Raw genomic sequence first — 18,382 nt, 5'->3', positions numbered from 1 at the left:
AATGGAGTGGCAGGTGTCGACAGGCAAGGCTGGCAGGCTGGGTGGGGCATACCGTCGGCGATCCCGCGCCGCGCACGGACGGGCATTCGGTCTGGCGTTGGGTCTGGTCCTGCTTGTACCGGCCACCTCGGCACTCGCGCAGGATGCGGACGCACTGAGCTTCGATCAGGCGCGCGAGCGGATGGAACGGGTCTCCGACGCGCTGGCTGCCGCGGACGCCAACCTGCGCGCCCGGCAGGACCTGTCCGATGCGACCGCGCGCCTGCGGCTGCCGGAGATTTCGCTCGAAGCGCGCTACCTGGAGTTCCAGAAGACGCTGAGCTTGCCGCTGGGTTCGCTGGCGCCAGTGGGCGAGGCGTTCGGCATCGAAAGCCCGTTGCGGTTCCAGGAGCGCGACCGGCGATTGCGTCCGGTGTTGACCACGGTGCTGCCCCTGTACACGGGCGGGCAGATCCCGGCCGCGCAGGCGGCGGCCGCGGCCGCCCTGCGTGGGGCGGACGCGGAACGGGCGCAGCAGTCCCAGAAGCTGACGTCGCAACTGGTCCAGGCCTACTTCGGCCAGGGCCTGGCCGAGCAGGCGCTGAGTGTGCGCCGCGAGGTGCGCGACGGCATGCGGCAGCACCTGGCCCATGCCGAATCGCTTGAACGCGAAGGCTTCGCCACGCGCGCGCAGGTGTTGCAGGCGGTCGTCGCGCGTGATGCCAGCGAGCGCGAGTACCAGAAGGCGCTCAACGACCGCGACGCCGCCGCCCAGGCCCTGGCGCTGCTGTTGCGCAGCGATGGGCCGGTGACGCCGATCACGCCGCTGTTCGTGGTCGGCACATCGCCGGGCACGCTGGAGGCGTTCACCCGGGCCGCGCTTGAGCGGCACCCGCAGCTGGCGCAGCTGCGGGCGCTTGACGACCAGGCGGGCGCAGGCGTGCGTGTGCAGGAGGCGTCACTGAAACCGCAGGTGTACCTGTTCGGCCAGTACGACCTGTACCGTGAGGATGCGCTACTGACCGACACCGATTGGGCCTTCGGCATTGGCCTGAAGTACACCTTCCTGTCCGGGCGGGATCGCCCGCGCCAGATCAGTGCTGCGCGCGCGCAGCAGGAGCAGGCGCAGGCCGCACTGCGCGAGGCGCAGAACCAGATCAGGATCGGCGTGGCACAGGCCTGGAATGCGCTGGAAACGGCACGTCAGCAGTTCCTGCTGCTCGACAGCAGCATCGAGCAGGCGCGTGAGAACCTGCGCCTGCAGGAACTGGCGTTCCGCGAGGGGCAGTCGACCTCGCTCGATGTCATGGACGCCAGGCTCGGCCTTGGCGCCGCACGGGTCGAACACGCGCACGCCGCCTACGACTATTGCGTGGCATTGGCGCACCTGCTCGAGCTGGGTGGCCAGTCGGCGCGCTTTGGCGAGTACATCCGCAAGGCAGACCACAGGGTATTTCCCCATGAATGAACCCGCTCCGTCGCCGCCGCCGCCACCCGTGGCTGCGGATGCACCGTCCGGCCGCCGTCGCCTGCGCCTTGTCGCCCTGGGCGTGATTGCCGTGATCCTGATCGGCGGCCTGTGGCTGGCGTTCCGCAGCCCGGCGGACCTGGTGCAGGGCATGGCCGATGCCGACAGCATCAACGTCTCGGCCAAGGTGACCGCGCGGGTGTCGGCGCTGCTGGTGGCCGAGGGCGAGCGGGTCGAGGCGGGGCAGGTACTGTTCGAGCTGGACAGCCCCGAGATCGCCGCGAAGCAGCGACAGGCCGAAGCCGCGCTCGCGGCCGCGCAGGCGCTGGCGGACAAGGCCGAGGAAGGCGCGCGCGTGGAGGACATCCGCGCAGCGGAGGCCAACTGGCGGCGCGCCCAGGCCGGACACGAACTGGCGCGTTCCACCTTCCAGCGCCTGGAGCGGCTGCATGCCGAGGGCGTGGTCACCCGGCAGCAGCGCGACGAGGCCCGTGCGAAGGCGATCGATGCCGAGCAGCAGGCGCGCGCAGCGCAGGCACTGTACGAACAGGCGCAGGCCGGCGCCCGCGAACAGGACAGGAGCGCCGCGCAGGCGCAGGTGCGGCAGGCCGAAGGCGCCGTGGCCGAAGTGCAGGCGGCCGAAAGCGAAGTGCGCGGCCGCGCGCCGACGGCCGGCGAGGTGTCCAAGCGCCTGGTCGAAACCGGCGAGCTGGTGGCGGCCGGCTATCCGGTCTTCACCCTGGTCGACCTCGACCACATGTGGGTGGCGTTCCACCTGCGCGAGGACCAGTTCGCGGGCCTGGAGGTGGGCCGCCGCCTGCGCGGTTCGATCCCGGCGCTGGAGCGCGAGGACGTCGAGTTCGAGGTCTACCACATCAGCCCGGCCGGCGATTTCGCGACCTGGCGCGCGACCCGGCAGTCGGCCGGCTACGACGTGAGGAGTTTCGAAGTGCGCGCGAGGCCGGTCGCGGAAGTCGCAGGCTTCCGGCCGGGCATGAGCGTGCTGTTCGCATGGCCGCAACGCTGACGCGGCCCACGGCACGCGAGGCGTTCGTCCGTTCGGCGTTGCGCGAGTGCGCACGGCTGCGCGCCGATCCCTGGGATCTGGCGTTGGCCACGTGGGTCCCGCTGCTGGCGCTGGCGCTGCTCGCCTGGATGTTCTCGGCCGGCGTGCCGCGCGAGCTGCCGGTGGCGGTGGTCGATCATGACAACAGCGCGGTCAGCCGCGAACTCGTGCGCAGGCTCGATGCCGTGCCGGGCCTGCGGGTGGCCGCGCGGCCGGCGGACCTGACGCAGGCCTGGTCGGAGGTGCGCGCGGTCCGGGCGTTCGCGGTGGTGCACGTGCCTGCGGGCGCCGAGCGCCAGGTCCTGCGTGGCGGCAGCGCCGTTGTTTTCGCCTACTACAACGCCAGCCACCAGACGGCAGGGCAGGCGGCGCTACGGGGGATCGGAGAGGCGGCGCAGGCGACCAGTGCGCATCTCGTGCGCCGTGAGGTGGCGCGGGTCGGCGGGGCGCAGGCGGTCCGCCAGCCGCCGCTGCGGGTGCAGGCCACCGTGCTGGCCAACGCCGCGCGCAGCTACGAGCACTTCCTGCTCGGCCTGCTGTTCCCGGCACTGCTGCACCTCGCCGCCTGCCTGGCGATGGTGGGCGCGCTCGGGCGCGAACTGCGTGACGGCAGCGCGGGCACATGGCTGGCCGGGTGCGGCGATCGCCTGCTGCCGGCGGTGGCCGGCAAGCTGGCCCCGTACCTGCTGCTGTTCACCGCCTACGGCACGCTGTCGCTGGTCTGGCTGGCCGCGATCCGCGGCGGTGTGGCCGGCAGCGCGGTGCTGCTGGTCGCCGCGCAGGCGGCGATGTACCTGGCCTACGGCGGCATCGCGCTGCTGCTGGTCGGGGCCACCCGCAACATGGGCACGTCGCTGTCGCTGACCGGACTGTACGCGGGCACGTCGCTGGCGTTCTCGGGCGCGACGTTCCCGGTGCAGGGAGCGCCGCTGTTCGCACAGGCCTGGAGCCAGCTGCTTCCCTTCACCGCCTACCTCAAGCTGCAGGCTCAGCAGCTCGACCTGGATGCGGCATGGACGGCCTCGCTGTCGTTGCTGGGGACGTTGCTGCTGTTCGTGCTGGTGGCCGGCGGCGCGGGCCTGCGCCTGTATGCGCGTGGCGCGCGCGATCCGGCCTCCTGGGGGCAGCGATGAACCAGGTCAGGGCCGCCTTCCTGGAGACCCTGCGCGCCGTGTTCTCGGACCGCTACGCGGTGGTGACGCTGATCGGCGCCGTGGTGCTGTACTCGTTCTTCTACCCGGTCGCCTACCGGCACCAGGTGGCTTCGCAGTATCCGGTGCTGGTGGTCGACCTCGACCATAGCGCCATGAGCCGCGCCCTGGTGCGCAAGGCGGGCGCGGTGCGCGCGGTGAGGATCGTCGGCGACGCGACCTCGCTGGGGGAGGCCCGGCCCAGGATCGCCCGCGGTGAGGCGCAGGGCCTGCTGGTGGTGCCCGCCGGGTTCGAACGCGCGATCCTGCGCGGCGGGCAGGGCGAGCTCGCGCTGTACGGCAGTGGTGCGTTCCTCGGTCGCGGCGGCGTGGTGCTGGAGGGCCTGGGCGAGGCCGCCGCCGCGTTCGCGCGCGAGGCCGCCGTGGTGCAGGCAAGTTTCGCCGGCGCACCCGGCGCGGCGCCGCTGCAGGTGGTGGCGCGGCCGCTGTTCAACACCCGCGAGGGTTACGGCAGCGCCGTGGTGCCGGGCGTGGCACAGCTGATCGTGCAGCAGACACTGCTGATCGGCATGCTGGTCATGGCCGGCACGCGTCGCGAACGCCTGGGTCGGCTGGCGTTCTCGCGCAGCGGCCTGCTCGGCATCGCCGCCGCGTTCGCGCTGATCGGCGTGTGCAGCATGCTGTACTACAACGGTCTGGTGATGTGGCTCCAGGACTATCCGCGTGGGGGCAATCCGCCCGGTACCCTGGTGGGCGGAGCGCTGTACGTGGCCGCGGTGGTGGCGTTCGCGCTGTTCGCGGGCAGTTTCTTCCGCACCCGCGAACGGCCCTTCCAGCTGATGCTCGTCACCGCGCTGCCACTCTTCTTCCTGTCCGGGCTGTCATGGCCGGCCGTGGCGATGCCACAGCCCCTGGCGTGGCTGGCGAAGCTGGTTCCCTCCACGCCCGGCATCAACCTGATGGTGAAGTTCAACCAGATGGGCGCAAGCTTCGCCGAGGCGCTTCCCGAGCTGTGCAACCTCGCTTTTTTGACACTGCTGTATGGCGCGCTGGCGGTATGGCGCTACGCCCCGGGGCGGGACGGCGCCTGACGGGCCGATCACGGAGCACGGGGCCGGGGCGGCTTGTGCGCGGGTATGGAGATCGTCTGCGCGCTGGATGTGCTGGCCGACAATATCGATCCGGCCGAAAGCTACAAGGCCTTCCGCGGCCGCATGCCGAGCGCCGATGCCCTGCTGCGCAACCGCGGCCTGAAGTGACCCTTCGGCGGGTGCGGTAACGAAAAGGCGACCCGGGCGACCGGGTCGCCTTTTTCATGCTGCGGATGACGCACCGGAGACGCCGCGTCATCCGCCGCGCGGCCACGCACCGGCGCTCAGTCGCCGGCGGTCTTCCGGGTGCCGGCGCCCGCGAACTCCGGAAACGCCTCCTCCAGCGAGCCTTCGTCCGGCAGCACGTAGAACACGCCGCCGCGCGCGAAGGTGGGGCTGACGACCTGCTCGTAGAACGCCGGAGACACGTTGATGCAGCCGTGGGTGACCCGGTTGTCATCCGGCGTTGGCGAGGCCAGGCGCTCGGGGCGCTTTTCCTCCGGCACGCCGGTCGCGGTCGGGTGGATCGAGACCGCGGACTCGTAGTCGACCCACAGCACGCGGCCGGCATCGATGGACGGACCGTAGCCGCCGACGAAGCGGCCCGCCGGGGTGGTGCGGTCGCGGCCGGGGATCTCGCGCAGGGCGAGGCCCGCGATGCCGGGGGCGGTGTGGTCGCCCACGGCGGAGCCGAACAGGCCGGGCGCGGCGCCGCGCAGGCGGCCATCGCCGCCGAACACGAGGATCTGGGCGGCGGCCTTGTCCATGATCGCGAAGGGATAGCCCTGGCTGTCGCCGGAGGCGACGACCCAGCCGGCCAGTTCGATCACCGTGTCGGAGACGTCCTGGCCGCGGGGCAGTTCGTCCAGTGACGTCGCCGGCGGGGTGCCGTCGTCGCGCGCGCTGGCGGTGGCGCCCACGCTGGCCAGCGCCAGCGCCAGCGCCAGCGCAACCGCGCGCCGGCCCGGGTGGGGGAGGGAGTGGGGGAAAGTACGGATGGGAAGCTCCTCGGGGGCGGAACACCATCCAACGCGGGGATCCGCGCCGCGCAGGCGACGGATCCCCGCGCCGGTCGGTCAAGCGGAGTGCGTGCTCACCCGCGCGGCACGCGGCGCGGCGACGATTCCAGCTGCTGCACGCGGCCTTCGATCTGGTCGAGGCGCTGGTTGGCGCGCTGGGCGCCCTGATTGGCGGATTCGGCGCTCTGGGCCGCGCCCTGCACCTGGGTGTCGAGGCGGTCGAGGCGGGAGTTGATGCCGGCGAACTCGTCGTCGTAGGTGGCGCAGGCGGACAGGCCGACGGCGGCGACCATCGCGACGCCAAGGGTTCGCGCCATCACAAGATGCTGCCTGGACAGGGACATGGCAGGGCTCCTTCGTTTTGGGGGAGACCGAATATAGCCCCGTTTCTTCGCGGCCTCCGTCGGCAGCTTCAGCCCGGGTTGGCGTACGTGGAGATGGTGTGAAGATTGACGTTTGCCACGGTCAGCGGCGCGATCCGCGGTTGAAAACCCGCTGGACCGCCATGCCCACCAGCATCGCGGGCACGAACCACAGGGCTTCGCGCGCGGCCGTGCCCAACCCGGCCAGGGCCGGACCCGGACAGTACCCAGCCAGCCCCCAGCCGACCCCGAACAGCGCCGCGCCGCCCAGCAGCCGCGCGTCCACCTGCGTCGACCGCGGCAGGCGGAACGCGTCGTCGAACAGCGGGCGGCCGCGCCGGAGCACCGGGCGGAACAGCAGCAGCGTGGTGGCGACGGCGCCGGCCAGCACGAAGGCGAGGGTGGGGTCGAAGGCGCCGGCCACGTCGAGGAAGCCCAGGATGCGCCGCGCATCGGTCATGCCGGACACAGCCAGGCCCACGCCGAACAGCGCGCCCGATGCGAACGCCGCCGCGATGACCCGCTTCATGCCCAGCCCCCGGCATGACGCACGATCCACGTCGTCGCCACCGCGGTGGCCATGAAGGTCAGCACCGCTGCCAGCGATCGCGGCGATAGCCGGCCCAGCCCGCAGACGCCATGACCGCTGGTGCAGCCGTTGCCGAGGCTGCTGCCGAAGCCCACCAGCAGGCCCGCCGCCACCAGCAGCAGCGGCGGGTAGCCCTCGCGCGGGGTGGCGATGCCGGGAAGCAGGGGGATCGCCACGCCGCCGGCCAGCAGCAGGCCCGCGAGGAACGCCAGGCGCCAGGCCGTGTCGCCACGACGGGGCTGGACCACGCCGCCCAGGATCCCGCTGACGCCGGCGATGCGGCCGCCAAGCCACAGCAGCAGCGTGGCCGCGAGCCCGATCAGCACGCCGCCGGCAAGCGCCATCACCCACGCCGCGTTCATGCGCCGGTGCGGAAGCGGTCGAGCGGCAGGCGCAAGTAGCGCACGCCGTCGGTGTCGGGCGGCGGCAGGTCGCCGCCGCGGATGTTGACCTGCAGCGCGGGCAGGATGAGCTTCGGCGCCGCCAGCCCGGCGTCGCGCCCGGTGCGCAGGCGCACGAACGCGTCTTCGCTGGCATCACCCGCCAGGTGCACGTTGCGCGCGCGCTGGGCGCCGATTGACGTCTCCGCCTGCGGCTCGCGCCCGTCGGGCGGATAGTCGTGGCAGAGGAACACGCGAGTGTCGTCGGGCAGCTCGAACAGGCGGCGGATCGAGCGGTACAGCGTGGCCGCATCGCCGCCGGGGAAGTCGGCGCGCGCGGTGCCGGTGTCGGGCGCGAACACGGTGTCGCCCACGAACGCCGCATCGCCGATCACATAGGTCAGGCTGTCGGCGGTGTGACCGGGGGTGGCCAACACGCGCCCGGACAGCGCGCCGACGGCGAAGGTGTCGCCGTCGGCGAACAGGTGGTCGAACTGGCGACCATCCACCGGGAATGCATCGTCGAGTCCGAAGACCTGCCTGAAGTGCGACTGCACGGCGGTGATGCCGCGGCCGATGGCCACGCGGGCGCCGGTCTGCGCGCGCAGCCAGGCGGCGGCCGAGAGGTGGTCGGCATGGGCATGCGTCTCGAGGATCCAGTCCACGCGCAGGCGGTGCTCGCGCGCGAAGTCGAGCAAGCGCTGCGCGGACGCGAACCCGGTGCGTGCGGTGGCGGCATCGTAGTCCATCACCGGATCGACGATGGCGGCATGGCCGCCGTCGCGGTCGTAGACCATGTGCGAGAACGTGGCCGTGGCGGCGTCGTGGAAGCTCTCCACCTCGGGCTTCATCGTGGGGCTTTCCATGTACTTAAGGAATTGCTAAAGTAGTGCCGCACCCACGACCTGTCAAGCGACCCGCCACGATGCCCGGTGATGCCTCCACAGCCCCTGACGCCAGCCTCCTGGCCCGCGACATGGCCCTGCACGCCGGCGAAGCAGCGGCGCTGCTTAAGGCGCTGGCGCATCCTGCCCGCCTGCTGGTGCTGTGCCAGCTGGTGCAGGGCGAGCGCACCGTCGGCGAGCTGCAGCCCGCCACTGGCCTGGGGGCCTCGGCGCTGTCGCAGCACCTGGCGGTGCTGCGCGACATGGCGCTGGTGCACACCCGGCGCGAGGCGCAGTGCATCCACTATTCGCTCGCGCAGGGGCCGGCGGTGGGCGTGCTCGATGCGCTGCACGCCGCGTTCTGCGCGCAACCCTGACCAGCGGCGCCCGCACCCCGCCATGAGGACCCTGCCATGACCCGACGTCCCACCCGCGCCGCCACTGCGCTGGCCGTTGCGCTGTCCTGGGCCGTCGCCGGGTGCAGTACGCGCGGTGACGTGCCGCCCACCACTGCCGACCAGGAGAAGACCATGACCTCCCCCTTGCTCGAACGTTTCGCCACTCCGGCCGCCGGCATCCGTTCCGGCGGCCGCATCACGGCCGACGACCTTCCCGCGCTGCGCGCTGCAGGGATCCGCCACGTCATCAACCTGGCACCGGCGTCGGAGACGCCCGGGTTCGACGAGGCCGCGGCGGTGCAGGCGGCGGGGATGCGCTACGACCCCCTGCCGATCGCCGGGGCCGGCGACCTCGACCGTGCCGCGGTGTTGGCCTTCGATCGCCTGTTGCAGGCCGCCGATGCACCCACGCTGGTGCACTGCGGCAGCGGCAACCGGGTGGGTGCGCTGGTGGCGCTGCGCGCGGCCTGGCTGCAGGGCGCGGACGAGGAGGCCGCGGTCGCCGAGGGCCGGCGCTGGGGGCTTGCCGGTCTCGAGGGCGAGGTCCGCGAGCGCATCGCCAGCCCGCGTTGCGTGGCCAGCGCGGACCGTGCCGCCGATGGCGCGGACTGCGACGACGCCGGCTGACCGCTGCCGCGCAGCCCGGCTCAGTCGCACCTGTGCCGGCCCAGTGTCATGTGTTCGAACACGCCATCGCGGCGCACCCAGGCGTGGTGCAGCGCGGCCCCGGCGTGCCCGAGTACCAGGGCCAGCAGTCCATAGGCCAGCCAGGCATGCAGCTCGCGCAGCAGCCCGTAGCGGGCGAGGTCGGCGTCCACGAGCGCGGGGAGCACGACGCCGCCCACGCGCACCGGCAGGCCTGCGGCGCCCTGCATGGCCCAGCCGGTGAGCGGCAACGCCAGCATCAGCGCGTACAGCGCCCAGTGACTGGCGCGGGCAAGCGCACTCGGGATGGGCTTCGAAGAAGGCGGCCACCCGCGCCGGATCCGGCTTGCCGGTGGCCGTTCGGGCGCCATCGCGCGCAGCTGCGCGCGATGGCTTCCGGTGTGCCGACCGCCAGCACGGGCGGATTGTTCATCGCCATCCGCCACTGCTGGCCGTCGGCCTGGGTGATGGCCAGGCGCTGGTCGCCGTGGAGTGGTGGTGGGGTCGGGATCCATGGCGCCTGCATTCGGAAAGTAGGGAGCGGACGCGCCGCCATCATCACCCATTCGGTCAGCCGCGCGCGGCAAGTGTCGATTGCAAAATGGGAATCGTTCGCATCTAATGACGCCTTGTCCGGCCCACGCCGGCGCCGATTTCCCGCATGTCCCGCCAGCCGAGGTCGCCAGCGGACACAGGGCTCGTCCCCTACGTCCAATTGCAGCCGACCTCCATGCATCCGATCCGTCCCGTCCTCTTGCCGCCCGCGCGCGTCCGCCTTGCCGTTCCCGCGCTCCGCGCAGTCCCTCTGCGGCGCGCCATTGCGCTGGCCCTGCCGCTCACGCTGGGCATCGCGCCCGGCCTTGCTGTTGCACAGTCGGCGGAGGCGGGTGCGCTCGCCGCCACCGAGCTCGACGCCGTCCGCGTCGTCGGCCAGCGTGCCAACCGCGTCAGCAACGGCGCCACCAACCTCGACCTCTCCATCCGCGAGACCCCGCAGTCGATCTCGGTCGTCACGTCGGAGCAGATGCGCCAGTTCGCCGCCGACAGCGTCAACGAGGCGCTGCGCCTGGCCACCGGCGTGCGCGTGGACGAATGGGAAACCAACCGCACCAGCTACAGCGCGCGTGGCTTCGACATCCTCAATACCCAGGTCGACGGCGTCGGCCTGCCCAACGGCTGGGGCGTGACCACCGGCGCGGTCGACGCCGCCGGCTACGAGAAGGTCGAGGTGATCCGCGGCGCCAACGGCCTGCTGACCGGCGTCGGCAACGCCTCGGGCACGATCAACTACGTGCGCAAGCGCCCGACCAACGAGCGCGAGGGCAGGGTGGGCCTGTCCTACGGCTCCTGGAACACGCTGCGCGCGGAGGCCGACTATTCCACGCCGTTCACCGCCGACGGCACCTGGGCCGGGCGCGTGGTCGCGGCGCACGAGCACGGCGATTCATGGCTCGACGCCAACGCGAATTCGCGCGACTTCTTCTACGGCGTGGTCGATGGCCAGGTCGGCGGGAACGGGACGCTGGCCCTGGGTTACTCGTACCAGCGCGCGGAGTCCGACGGGATCATGTGGGGAGCGCTGCCCTTCACCAACAGCGACGGCACGCAGCGCGAATGGCCGCGCAGCGCCAGCACCACCCAGGACTGGACGTACTGGGACACGACCGCGCACGCCGCCTTCGCCGAGTACACGCACCAGGTGGCCGACGACTGGCAGCTCAGGCTCTCGTACAACTGGCGCCGCAACACCGGCGACGAGCGCATGTTCTACGCCTTCGACGGTCTGGGCACGGGGCTCGATCCGGACACCGGCCTGGGCCTGTCCGGCTATCCCTGGGGCGGCGACGACGAGGCCACGGCGCATCTCGGCACCGCCACGCTCAATGGCACCTACCGGATGTTCGGCCGCGAGCACGAGGCGATGGTCGGCCTGAGCCGCGCGCGCAGCACCACCGACAGCCGCGAACGCACGGCGGACCTCTCGTCGCCGGCCTGGGGGCCGCTGCCGCCGTTCCCCTATCCCACCGATGCGATCCCGGAGCCGGCCTGGAGCGAGCCTGCGCTGTATTCCGAGCTGGACCAGGAGCTGACGCGCGCCTTCGCGGCCACGCGCATCGCGCTGTCCGACCGCTTCAAGGCCATCGTCGGTGCCAACCATGCGCGCTACCGCCGCAGCGGCCGCTCCTACGACCTGGCCTTCGACCAGACCACGCGCCACACCAGCCCCTACGGCGGCCTGACCTTCGACTTCAGCGACACCGTGCTGGGCTACGTCAGCTACTCCGACATCTACCAGCCGCAGGACCAGGTCGACGAGAACGACCGCTACCTCGACGCCAGCCAGGGCGTGAACTACGAGGCCGGCATCAAGGCCGACTGGCTCGACGGGCGCCTGCTGACCACGGTGGCGGTGTTCAAGGCCGACCAGGAAGGCCTGGCCACGCCGACGGGCCGGTACAACGAGTTCGGCATGGCGATCTATGCGCCGGTGGACGTGCGTTCGAAGGGCGTGGAGCTGGAAGCGGTGGGCCGGCTGACCGAACACCTCGAACTGGTGGCCGGCTACACGGCGCTGCGGCTCGACGGGCTCGATGGCCGCGACACGTATCCATGGGTTCCGCGCCGCGCGGCCAACCTGCTGCTGAGCGGACGCGTCGCGGCGCTTCCTGCGCTGTCCTGGGGCCTGGGTGGGCGCTGGCAGGGCGGGATCTTCAATACCGAGGCCAGCGGCTACCGGGTCAGCCAGGACAGCTATGCGGTGCTGAACGCGTTCGTGGCCTGGGACGTCGCTCCCGACGCCACGCTGCGCCTCAACGCCAACAACATCACCGACGAGAAGTACATCAACACCCTGCGCTACAGCGGCTACTACGGCGCGCCGGCCAACTACACGCTCAGCGTCGACTGGCGGTTCTGATGTCGGCCACGCCCATGCCGCACGCCCGCTCACCGCGCCTTGCACTGCTGGCGCGCATCGCCGCCGGCGTGCTCGGCGGCTACGGCTTCGCCTGGGGACTGGTGGCCGCGGCCACCAGCCTGATGGTCGCGGGCGGCATGGGCTTCCACGACGCCGAGTTCCTGTCGAGCCTGTTCGGCGTGGCGGCCTGCCTCTCCGCGCTGCTGTGGGCGATTTCGGCGCGGCGGCTGTGGCCGGTGTGGACGGTGCTGGTCATTGGCGGCGCGGTCCTGGCCGGCGCGGGATCCGCGGTGCAGGCCGCACTGACCTGAGGAGGACGCAGCCGATGTTCGCGACGTTCCGCCAGGCGATGGCCTGGCTCCATACCTGGTTCGGCCTGGTGCTCGGCTTCGTGCTGATGGCCGCGTTCTTCTTCGGTGCGCTGTCGGTGTTCGACCGCGAGTTCGACCGCTGGGCGATCCCGGCCACGCGCATCGAGCCGCAGCCGATGCCCTCGTACGACGCCGTGCTGCGTCCCGCCTTCGAGCGCATGCAGCCGACGGCGCAGGCCATCGATGCGATGCGCCCGCAGGTCGACGGACCCATGCCGGAGCGCTTCGACACCGTCGCCTACTGGAGCGCGTACACCACACACCGCGATCCGGTGGTGGCGCTGTTCGCGGGTTGGGAACTGCCGAACGCCAGGCACGACGGCGAGCAGATCTACGCGGAGGCCACCGTTGACCCGCGCGATGGCCGCGTGCTGCCCAACGACCAGCTCAGGATCGGCAGCGGCTTCTTCTATCCGATGCACTACGGCCTGACGCTGGACTGGAAGAACCTCGGCATCTGGATCGTCGGCTTCTCGGCGCTGGTGATGCTGGCGGCGCTGGTCAGCGGCGTGGTGATGCACCGGAAGCTCTTCCGCGAGTTCTTCACCTTCCGCCCGGGCAAGCAGCGCCTGCGCAGCGTGCTCGACCTGCACAACCTGACCGGCGTGGTCGCGCTGCCGTTCCACTTCTTCTTCGCGCTCACCGGCCTGCTGATCTTCGCGGCGACGTACTACTTCCCGCTGGGACATACCCAGCTCCACGGGCTGCACGACCGCGCCGCGGCGCTCGAGGCGCAGCAGACCGGCCTGCCGCACGCGCGCGCCGGCGTGCCGGCGGAACTGGCCGACGTCGATGCCATGGTCGCCGACGCCCGCGCGCGCTGGGAGCAGGCCGGCAAGGCCGGCGACGTCGGCTTCCTGGTGCTGATGCATCCCGGCGACGCCAACGGCTACGTGAGCGTGTACCGCGCCGGCACCGACCGCATCGCCCTGGTTGGCGACGGCATCCACTACACGGCCTCGAACGGCGAGCTGATCCGGGAGGATCCGCCGCCGACCACGGTGGGGCGAGTGGCCGAATTCCTCACCGGCCTGCACCTGCAGCATTTCCGCCACTGGCTGCTGCGCTGGCTGTACGTCTTCGGCGGCCTGGCCGGCGCGGTCTGCATCGCCACCGGTTTCGTGTTCTTCGTCGAGAAGCGCAAGCGCCAGCACGCCGCCCGTGGCCTGCAGGGCGCGCGCGTGGTCGATGCGCTGGCGGTGGCCTCGGTCACCGGCATGGTGCTGGCCGCGCTGGGCATCCTGGTCGCCAACCGCCTGCTGCCCGAAGACCTGCCGGCGCGCGGCGACTGGGAGCAGCGCGCCTTCTGGGCCACCTGGGTGCTGGCGCTGCTGCATGCCGCCTGGCGCAGCGCGCCGGTGGCGCGGGGCCTGCCGAACCCGGCCTGGCGCGAGCAGGTCCGGGCGATCGCCGTCTTCGCCATCGCCGCGCCGCTGCTCAACTGGGCCACGACCGGCGACCACCTGCTGCGCACGCTGTCCGAAGGCTATTGGCCGGTGGCAGGCGTCGATCTCGCGCTGCTGGCCGTCGCCGTGGTCGCGGGCGTCGCGGCGCAGCGGCTTGGCCGGCGCGCGGCTGTCGCGCGCCACGCGCCGGGGCCGGCCGCCGGGGCGCGCCATGCATGATCCCGGCGCCCCGCTCTGGCTGCTGGCCGCGGCCGCCTGCGCCTTCGCGGGCATGGGCTGGCTGGCGCTGGCCATGCCGACGCATGCGCTTCAGGCCTGGGGCCGGCTGCCACGGGTGCGCCAGCTGAAGATGCTGCGCGGGCTGGGCGCCTCGGCCCTGCTGTTGGCCCTGGCATGCTGCCTGCGCACCGACCACGCCACGATGGCCGTGCTCGTATGGACGATGTTGCTGGCGGCCGCCGCCGTGGCCATCGCCATGGTGCTGGCCACCCGTCCCCGGCGCCTGCGCGTGCTGGTGCCGTGGGTGCGCGAGCGCACGTTCACCGCGCGCTGACGCAGCGCGGCCGACGCTGTCGCGCATGCACCTGGTCCAGATGTTCCTGCCGCTGTACGACACCAGCGGCCAGCGCGTTCACCGCGCACTGTTCGAGGGAGTGCGCGCCGAGCTCACCGGGCACTTCGGCGGCGTCACCGCCTTCAGCCGCGCGCCGGCGACCGGGCTGTGGGAGGACGACGACGGCGACGTGCAGCGCGACGACGTGGTCCTGGTCGAAGTCATGGTCGACCACGTCGACCACGCCTGGTGGCGCCACTACCGCGAATCGCTGGAGCAGCGCTTCCGGCAGGACGAGGTGCTGGTGCGGGCCACGGCCGTCGAGCGGCTCTAGACTGGGCGCTCCGCAGCAAGGAGGTGCTCGATGGCGACCGTCCCCCTGATGCCCGCCGCGTTCCTTGGCCACGGCAGCCCGATGAACGCCCTCGAGCGCAACCGCTACACCGAGGCCTGGCGTGCCTTCGGCACGTCGGTGCCGCGCCCGCGCGCGATCCTGGCGATCTCGGCGCACTGGTACGTCAATGCGACGGCGGTCACGGCGATGTCGTGGCCACGCACCATCCACGACTTCTACGGCTTCCCGAAGCCGCTGTTCGAAGTCGACTATCCGGCGCCGGGCCTGCCCGCGCTGGCCGAGGAGGTGGCCGATCTCGCCAGGCCCGACCATGTCGGTCGGGACGTCGATGGCTGGGGCCTGGACCACGGCACCTGGTCGGTGCTGGTGCACGCCTTTCCCGACGCCGACATCCCGGTGGTGCAGCTGTCGATCAACGCGCAGAAGCCGCCCGGCTGGCACGTGGCGATGGGCGCGCGCCTGGCCGCGCTGCGCGAGCGCGGCGTGCTGGTGCTGGGCAGCGGCAACGTGGTCCACAACCTGCGCGCGATGGACTGGACCCAGCCCGACGCGGCCTTCGACTGGAACGCGCGCTTCGATGCGGAGGCCAAGCGGGTGCTGGCCGAGCGCCCGGGCGACGCGGCGGCACTGGCCTCGCACCGCGACTACGCACGCTCCGCACCGACGCCCGAGCACTTCCTGCCGCTGCTCTACCTCGCCGGCCTCGCCGCCGCGGCGGGCAAGGGCGCGGACGTGCTCGTGGAAGGCCCGGCCTACGGCTCGCTGTCGATGACCTCGTACACGCTCGATGCGCAGTGCCCGCGCCAGGACCAGCCGGGTGCCGGCGCGGCGGCGCCGTCCAGCGTGGTGTCCGCGGACGCGTCCAACCTGTAGCGCCGCCTTGGCAGGGTCCACGGAGCCGCTGACCCGCGCCGCCGTCGCCCGGCAGGCCTGGCCGATCATCCTCGCCAATGCGGCCGTGCCAGCGCTTGGCCTGGTCGACACTGCGGTCATCGGCCACTACGGAAGCGCGACCGGACTGGGCGCGCTGGCGCTGGGCGCGCTGCTGTTCAACTTCGTCTACTGGAGCTTCGGCTTCCTGCGCATGGGCACCACCGGCTTCGTGGCGCAGGCGCGCGGCGCCGGCGACGAGGCCGAGGTGCGGGCGACGTTCGCGCGCGCGCTCCTGCTCGGCGCCGGCATCGGCGCGGCCCTGCTGGTGCTGCAGTGGCCGCTCACCTGGCTGTATTTCGGCCTGATGGACGGCAGCGATGCGGTGGAGTCGGTGGCAGGCGAGTACTTCCGCGCGCGCATCTGGGGCGCTCCGGCGGCGCTGGCGCTGTTCGCGGTCAGCGGCCTGCTGATCGGGCTGGGACGCAGCCGCGAGTTGCTGTTGGTGCAGCTGCTGCTCAACGGCCTCAACGCGGGCCTCGACGTCTGGTTCGCGGGCATGCTCGGCATGGGCGCGCGCGGCATCGGCCTGGGCACCGCGATCGCGGAGTGGGGCACCTGCGCGGTGGCGCTGGTGGTCGCGCTGCGCGTGCTGCGTTGGCGCCATCGCGATCCGGCGCCGCTGCTGGACTGGCGGCGCGTGGCCGACCCGCAGCGCATTCGCGAGGCGATGGCCGCGAACGGCGACATCCTGGTGCGCACGCTCTGCCTGCTGCTGGCCTTCGGCTGGTTCGCCAACGCCGGTGCGCGCTTCGGCGACGTGACCCTGGCCGCGAACCACATCCTGCTGCAGCTGGTGTCGTTCAGCGCGTTCTTCCTCGACGGCTTCGCCTTCGTGGCCGAAGCGCGTGTGGGCGCGGCGTGGGGCGCACGCGACCGGGCGGGATTCCGGCGCTCCATGCGACTGACCAGCGAACTGGCGCTGGCGACGGCGCTGGCGCTCTCGCTGGCCATCCTGCTGGCGGGGGGAGCGGCGGTCCACGCCCTGACCAGCCTGCCGGCGGTGCGCGATTCGGCCGCGCTGCACCTGCCCTGGGCGGCGCTGTACGTGCTGCTGTCGGTGGCGGCGTTCCAGCTCGACGGCGTGTTCATCGGCACCACGCGCACGCGCGAGATGCGCAACGCGGCGCTGCTGTCGACGACGGTGTTCCTGCTGCTGGCGTGGCCGGCGACCAGGGCCTGGGGCAACCACGGGCTCTGGGCCGCGTTCGTGGCGTATGTCGTGGCGCGCGCGGTCGCGCTCTGGCCCCATCTCCGCCGGCTGCAGGCGCGGCTGCCGGCGGGCTGAGCGCGGCGTCAGCGCCACGGGTCACGCGGCATTGATCCGGCATCGGCAAAGGTGGACGCCCGATTTCTCCGAGGACGCCTGCATGACGATGGTTCCCAACGATGCCCTGGTCGTCGTGGCCGACGGCGGCAACGCACGCCTGTTCCGCAACCGTGGCGACGAGCGCGCGCTGTCGCTGCACCAGGTGGAGTTGCGCGAGCTGGTGAACATGGACGACGACGGTCCGGCCGGCAGCATGCCGCACGAATCCACCGGCGCCCAGATCGACGAGGCCACCTTCGCCAAGCAGCTGGCCCTGGCACTCAACGATGGCGCGCTGAAGCAGGCGTTCGCGCACCTGGTGCTGGTGGCCGATCCGACCACGCTCGGGCGCATGCGGCCGCTGCTGCACAAGGAGGTCCAGCAGCGCCTGCTGCTGGAGGTGCCGAAGACGCTGACCAACTCGCCACTGCCCGATATCGAAGCGGCCCTGCGCGGCCCCGCGGCCTGATGGCCACGGACGCGGACGCCGGCAGCTACCAGGGCGGCTATGCCGCCGATGAGCCGGTGCGCAGCGACCTCGACGCGATGGAGGGCACGCTGCTGCTGGAGTTCGGCGCGCCCTGGTGCGGCCACTGCCAGGCGGCGCAGCCCGCGCTGCGGGCGCTGCTGTCGCGACGCTGGAACGTCCGCCACCTCAAGATCGAGGACGGGCGCGGCCGCCCGCTGGGACGTTCGTTCGGAGTGAAGCTGTGGCCGACGCTGGTGCTCGTGCGCTCGGGAATGGAGCTGGTGCGCGTGGTGCGGCCGGTGGCCGATGCGGACCTGGAGCCCCTGCGCGACGCGCTCGCGCGCACGCCCTGAAAGGCCTCGTGCGCGCCCGGGCTCAGCCCCGCGGCGCGTTCCAGGCGGCGATGTCGGCGGCCACGCAGGCCGGCCGGCGCGGCGGCTGCATCCACTGCGCGTGCCAGGGCGACAGGTCCTCGCCGCCGGCCGCATCGCGATCCGTGCGGGCCAGGTCCACCAGCCGGCCGATGGTGCCTGCATCGAGCGGATGCCACGCGGCCACGCGCAGGCCGCCGTCGCCACCGCGTGCGGCCGCGGCCAGCAGCACGTCGTCGCGCACGAGCGCGACCACGCCTTCCGCCGCCGGGAGCGGCCCGATGTCGATCCGCCAGCCTTCGCCGTCCACCGCGACCAGCGCGCGCCCGTCGTCGCCCGCCACCAGCTCGGACAGCCGGGCCATGGCCGGCGCCAGGCGCTGCCAGTCGGCCGCCTGCGCCGCCCGCAGCTGCAGGCCGCGCAGCATGTCGATGAGCGGCAGCCCGCCGTCGTCGTTGGCCACCGCCGCCTGGAACACCGGCAGCGCGACGGGATAGGGGATGGCGGGCAGGCCGAGGACGTCGAGGGCGTCGGCCGCGGGATGGAGTTCGATCATCTGGTGCATGGCGCCTATTGTCCCCGTCTTCGTCTCATCCGGCGTGACTGCGGCATGACGCCCTGATGTGCGACGGCGATTGACAGCGCCACGAAAAACGGCCCCGCTTTCGC

23 protein-coding genes are annotated in these 18,382 nt (G+C 72.3%); 16 read left to right on the top strand and 7 right to left on the bottom strand.

What is annotated here, in order from left to right; translation table 11 throughout:
• Position 1: 1 nt before the first annotated feature.
• Genes H9645_RS11895 through H9645_RS14305 form a run of 5 tightly spaced genes read left to right on the top strand, consistent with a single transcriptional unit; the run spans position 2 to position 4,923 of the window.
• Complete coding sequence (locus H9645_RS11895; RefSeq protein WP_191729992.1) at positions 2 to 1,447, top strand: TolC family protein; 1,446 nt, start codon at positions 2 to 4, stop codon at positions 1,445 to 1,447.
• Positions 1,440 to 2,474 carry an HlyD family secretion protein gene (locus tag H9645_RS11890; protein WP_191729903.1) on the top strand — a complete coding sequence of 345 codons (1,035 nt, stop codon included), beginning with the start codon at positions 1,440 to 1,442 and terminating at the stop codon, positions 2,472 to 2,474. The genes H9645_RS11895 and H9645_RS11890 overlap by 8 nt, the downstream gene beginning before the upstream one ends.
• Positions 2,459 to 3,646 carry an ABC transporter permease gene (locus tag H9645_RS11885; RefSeq protein WP_191729902.1) on the top strand — a complete coding sequence of 396 codons (1,188 nt, stop codon included), beginning with the start codon at positions 2,459 to 2,461 and terminating at the stop codon, positions 3,644 to 3,646. Before H9645_RS11890 ends, H9645_RS11885 begins: the two co-directional genes overlap by 16 nt.
• Positions 3,643 to 4,755: an ABC transporter permease gene (locus tag H9645_RS11880; protein ID WP_191729901.1), complete on the top strand. Its 1,113-nt coding sequence runs from the start codon at positions 3,643 to 3,645 to the stop codon at positions 4,753 to 4,755. Before H9645_RS11885 ends, H9645_RS11880 begins: the two co-directional genes overlap by 4 nt.
• 45 nt (positions 4,756 to 4,800) lie before the next feature.
• Positions 4,801 to 4,923, top strand: a complete 123-nt coding sequence (locus H9645_RS14305; RefSeq protein ID WP_263598389.1) for a hypothetical protein — start codon at positions 4,801 to 4,803, stop codon at positions 4,921 to 4,923.
• A 116-nt stretch (positions 4,924 to 5,039) separates the two neighbouring features.
• Here the strand turns inward: H9645_RS14305 and H9645_RS11875 are convergent, their stop codons facing one another.
• From H9645_RS11875 to H9645_RS11855, 5 genes are all read right to left on the bottom strand, one after another.
• A complete protein-coding gene (locus H9645_RS11875) occupies positions 5,040 to 5,696 on the bottom strand; it encodes a hypothetical protein (RefSeq protein ID WP_423716208.1) in 657 nt (218 codons plus the stop codon).
• 152 nt (positions 5,697 to 5,848) lie between these two features.
• Positions 5,849 to 6,118, bottom strand: a complete 270-nt coding sequence (locus H9645_RS11870; RefSeq protein ID WP_132999323.1) for a hypothetical protein — start codon at positions 6,116 to 6,118, stop codon at positions 5,849 to 5,851.
• A 121-nt stretch (positions 6,119 to 6,239) separates the two neighbouring features.
• Positions 6,240 to 6,665, bottom strand: a complete 426-nt coding sequence (locus tag H9645_RS11865; protein WP_189494075.1) for a DUF6691 family protein — start codon at positions 6,663 to 6,665, stop codon at positions 6,240 to 6,242.
• Positions 6,662 to 7,087, bottom strand: coding sequence for a YeeE/YedE family protein (locus H9645_RS11860; protein ID WP_191729900.1), 426 nt, complete (start codon positions 7,085 to 7,087; stop codon positions 6,662 to 6,664). The genes H9645_RS11865 and H9645_RS11860 overlap by 4 nt, the downstream gene beginning before the upstream one ends.
• Positions 7,084 to 7,956, bottom strand: a complete 873-nt coding sequence (locus tag H9645_RS11855) for an MBL fold metallo-hydrolase (RefSeq protein ID WP_189494077.1) — start codon at positions 7,954 to 7,956, stop codon at positions 7,084 to 7,086. Before H9645_RS11855 ends, H9645_RS11860 begins: the two co-directional genes overlap by 4 nt.
• A 125-nt stretch (positions 7,957 to 8,081) precedes the next feature.
• On the opposite strand from H9645_RS11855, the gene H9645_RS11850 reads away from it, so the two are divergent.
• Positions 8,082 to 8,366 (top strand): ArsR/SmtB family transcription factor, encoded by a 285-nt coding sequence (locus tag H9645_RS11850; RefSeq protein ID WP_189494511.1) that lies wholly within the window; start codon positions 8,082 to 8,084, stop codon positions 8,364 to 8,366.
• A 36-nt stretch (positions 8,367 to 8,402) separates the two neighbouring features.
• The gene (locus H9645_RS11845; protein ID WP_225218219.1) at positions 8,403 to 9,014 is read left to right on the top strand and encodes a protein tyrosine phosphatase family protein; all 612 of its coding nucleotides are present in this window, start codon (positions 8,403 to 8,405) and stop codon (positions 9,012 to 9,014) included.
• A gap of 20 nt (positions 9,015 to 9,034) precedes the next feature.
• On the opposite strand, the gene H9645_RS14245 is transcribed toward H9645_RS11845, so the two are convergent.
• The gene (locus H9645_RS14245) at positions 9,035 to 9,403 is read right to left on the bottom strand and encodes a cytochrome b (RefSeq protein WP_425490245.1); all 369 of its coding nucleotides are present in this window, start codon (positions 9,401 to 9,403) and stop codon (positions 9,035 to 9,037) included.
• 359 nt (positions 9,404 to 9,762) lie between these two features.
• On the opposite strand from H9645_RS14245, the gene H9645_RS11835 reads away from it, so the two are divergent.
• The 9 genes from H9645_RS11835 (at position 9,763) to H9645_RS11795 (ending at position 17,695) form a co-directional block, all read left to right on the top strand.
• Entirely contained in the window at positions 9,763 to 11,949 is a 2,187-nt protein-coding gene (locus H9645_RS11835; protein ID WP_191729898.1) for a TonB-dependent siderophore receptor, read from the top strand.
• On the top strand, positions 11,949 to 12,260 hold the full coding sequence (locus H9645_RS11830) for an iron uptake protein (protein ID WP_189494080.1): 312 nt from the start codon (positions 11,949 to 11,951) through the stop codon (positions 12,258 to 12,260). The genes H9645_RS11835 and H9645_RS11830 overlap by 1 nt, the downstream gene beginning before the upstream one ends.
• A 14-nt stretch (positions 12,261 to 12,274) precedes the next feature.
• Positions 12,275 to 13,945, top strand: a complete 1,671-nt coding sequence (locus tag H9645_RS11825; RefSeq protein WP_191729897.1) for a PepSY-associated TM helix domain-containing protein — start codon at positions 12,275 to 12,277, stop codon at positions 13,943 to 13,945.
• A complete protein-coding gene (locus H9645_RS11820) occupies positions 13,938 to 14,279 on the top strand; it encodes a DUF3325 family protein (RefSeq protein ID WP_191729896.1) in 342 nt (113 codons plus the stop codon). Before H9645_RS11825 ends, H9645_RS11820 begins: the two co-directional genes overlap by 8 nt.
• 25 nt (positions 14,280 to 14,304) lie before the next feature.
• Positions 14,305 to 14,613, top strand: coding sequence for a hypothetical protein (locus H9645_RS11815; RefSeq protein WP_191729895.1), 309 nt, complete (start codon positions 14,305 to 14,307; stop codon positions 14,611 to 14,613).
• A 30-nt stretch (positions 14,614 to 14,643) separates the two neighbouring features.
• A complete protein-coding gene (ygiD, locus tag H9645_RS11810; RefSeq protein ID WP_225218218.1) occupies positions 14,644 to 15,507 on the top strand; it encodes a 4,5-DOPA-extradiol-dioxygenase in 864 nt (287 codons plus the stop codon).
• A gap of 7 nt (positions 15,508 to 15,514) precedes the next feature.
• Entirely contained in the window at positions 15,515 to 16,852 is a 1,338-nt protein-coding gene (locus H9645_RS11805) for an MATE family efflux transporter (protein WP_225218217.1), read from the top strand.
• Positions 16,853 to 16,934: 82 nt separating this feature from the next.
• Entirely contained in the window at positions 16,935 to 17,342 is a 408-nt protein-coding gene (locus H9645_RS11800) for a host attachment family protein (protein WP_191729893.1), read from the top strand.
• A complete protein-coding gene (locus H9645_RS11795) occupies positions 17,342 to 17,695 on the top strand; it encodes a thioredoxin family protein (RefSeq protein ID WP_191729892.1) in 354 nt (117 codons plus the stop codon). The genes H9645_RS11800 and H9645_RS11795 overlap by 1 nt, the downstream gene beginning before the upstream one ends.
• A 22-nt stretch (positions 17,696 to 17,717) precedes the next feature.
• On the opposite strand, the gene H9645_RS11790 is transcribed toward H9645_RS11795, so the two are convergent.
• Complete coding sequence (locus tag H9645_RS11790) at positions 17,718 to 18,278, bottom strand: hypothetical protein (protein ID WP_191729891.1); 561 nt, start codon at positions 18,276 to 18,278, stop codon at positions 17,718 to 17,720.
• Positions 18,279 to 18,382 lie beyond the last annotated feature (104 nt).

The organism is Luteimonas colneyensis, assembly GCF_014836665.1.
Taxonomy (GTDB): domain Bacteria; phylum Pseudomonadota; class Gammaproteobacteria; order Xanthomonadales; family Xanthomonadaceae; genus Luteimonas; species Luteimonas colneyensis.
Note: the sequence above shows the minus strand (reverse complement) of the source record. Positions and strands in the feature narration are given on the sequence as shown.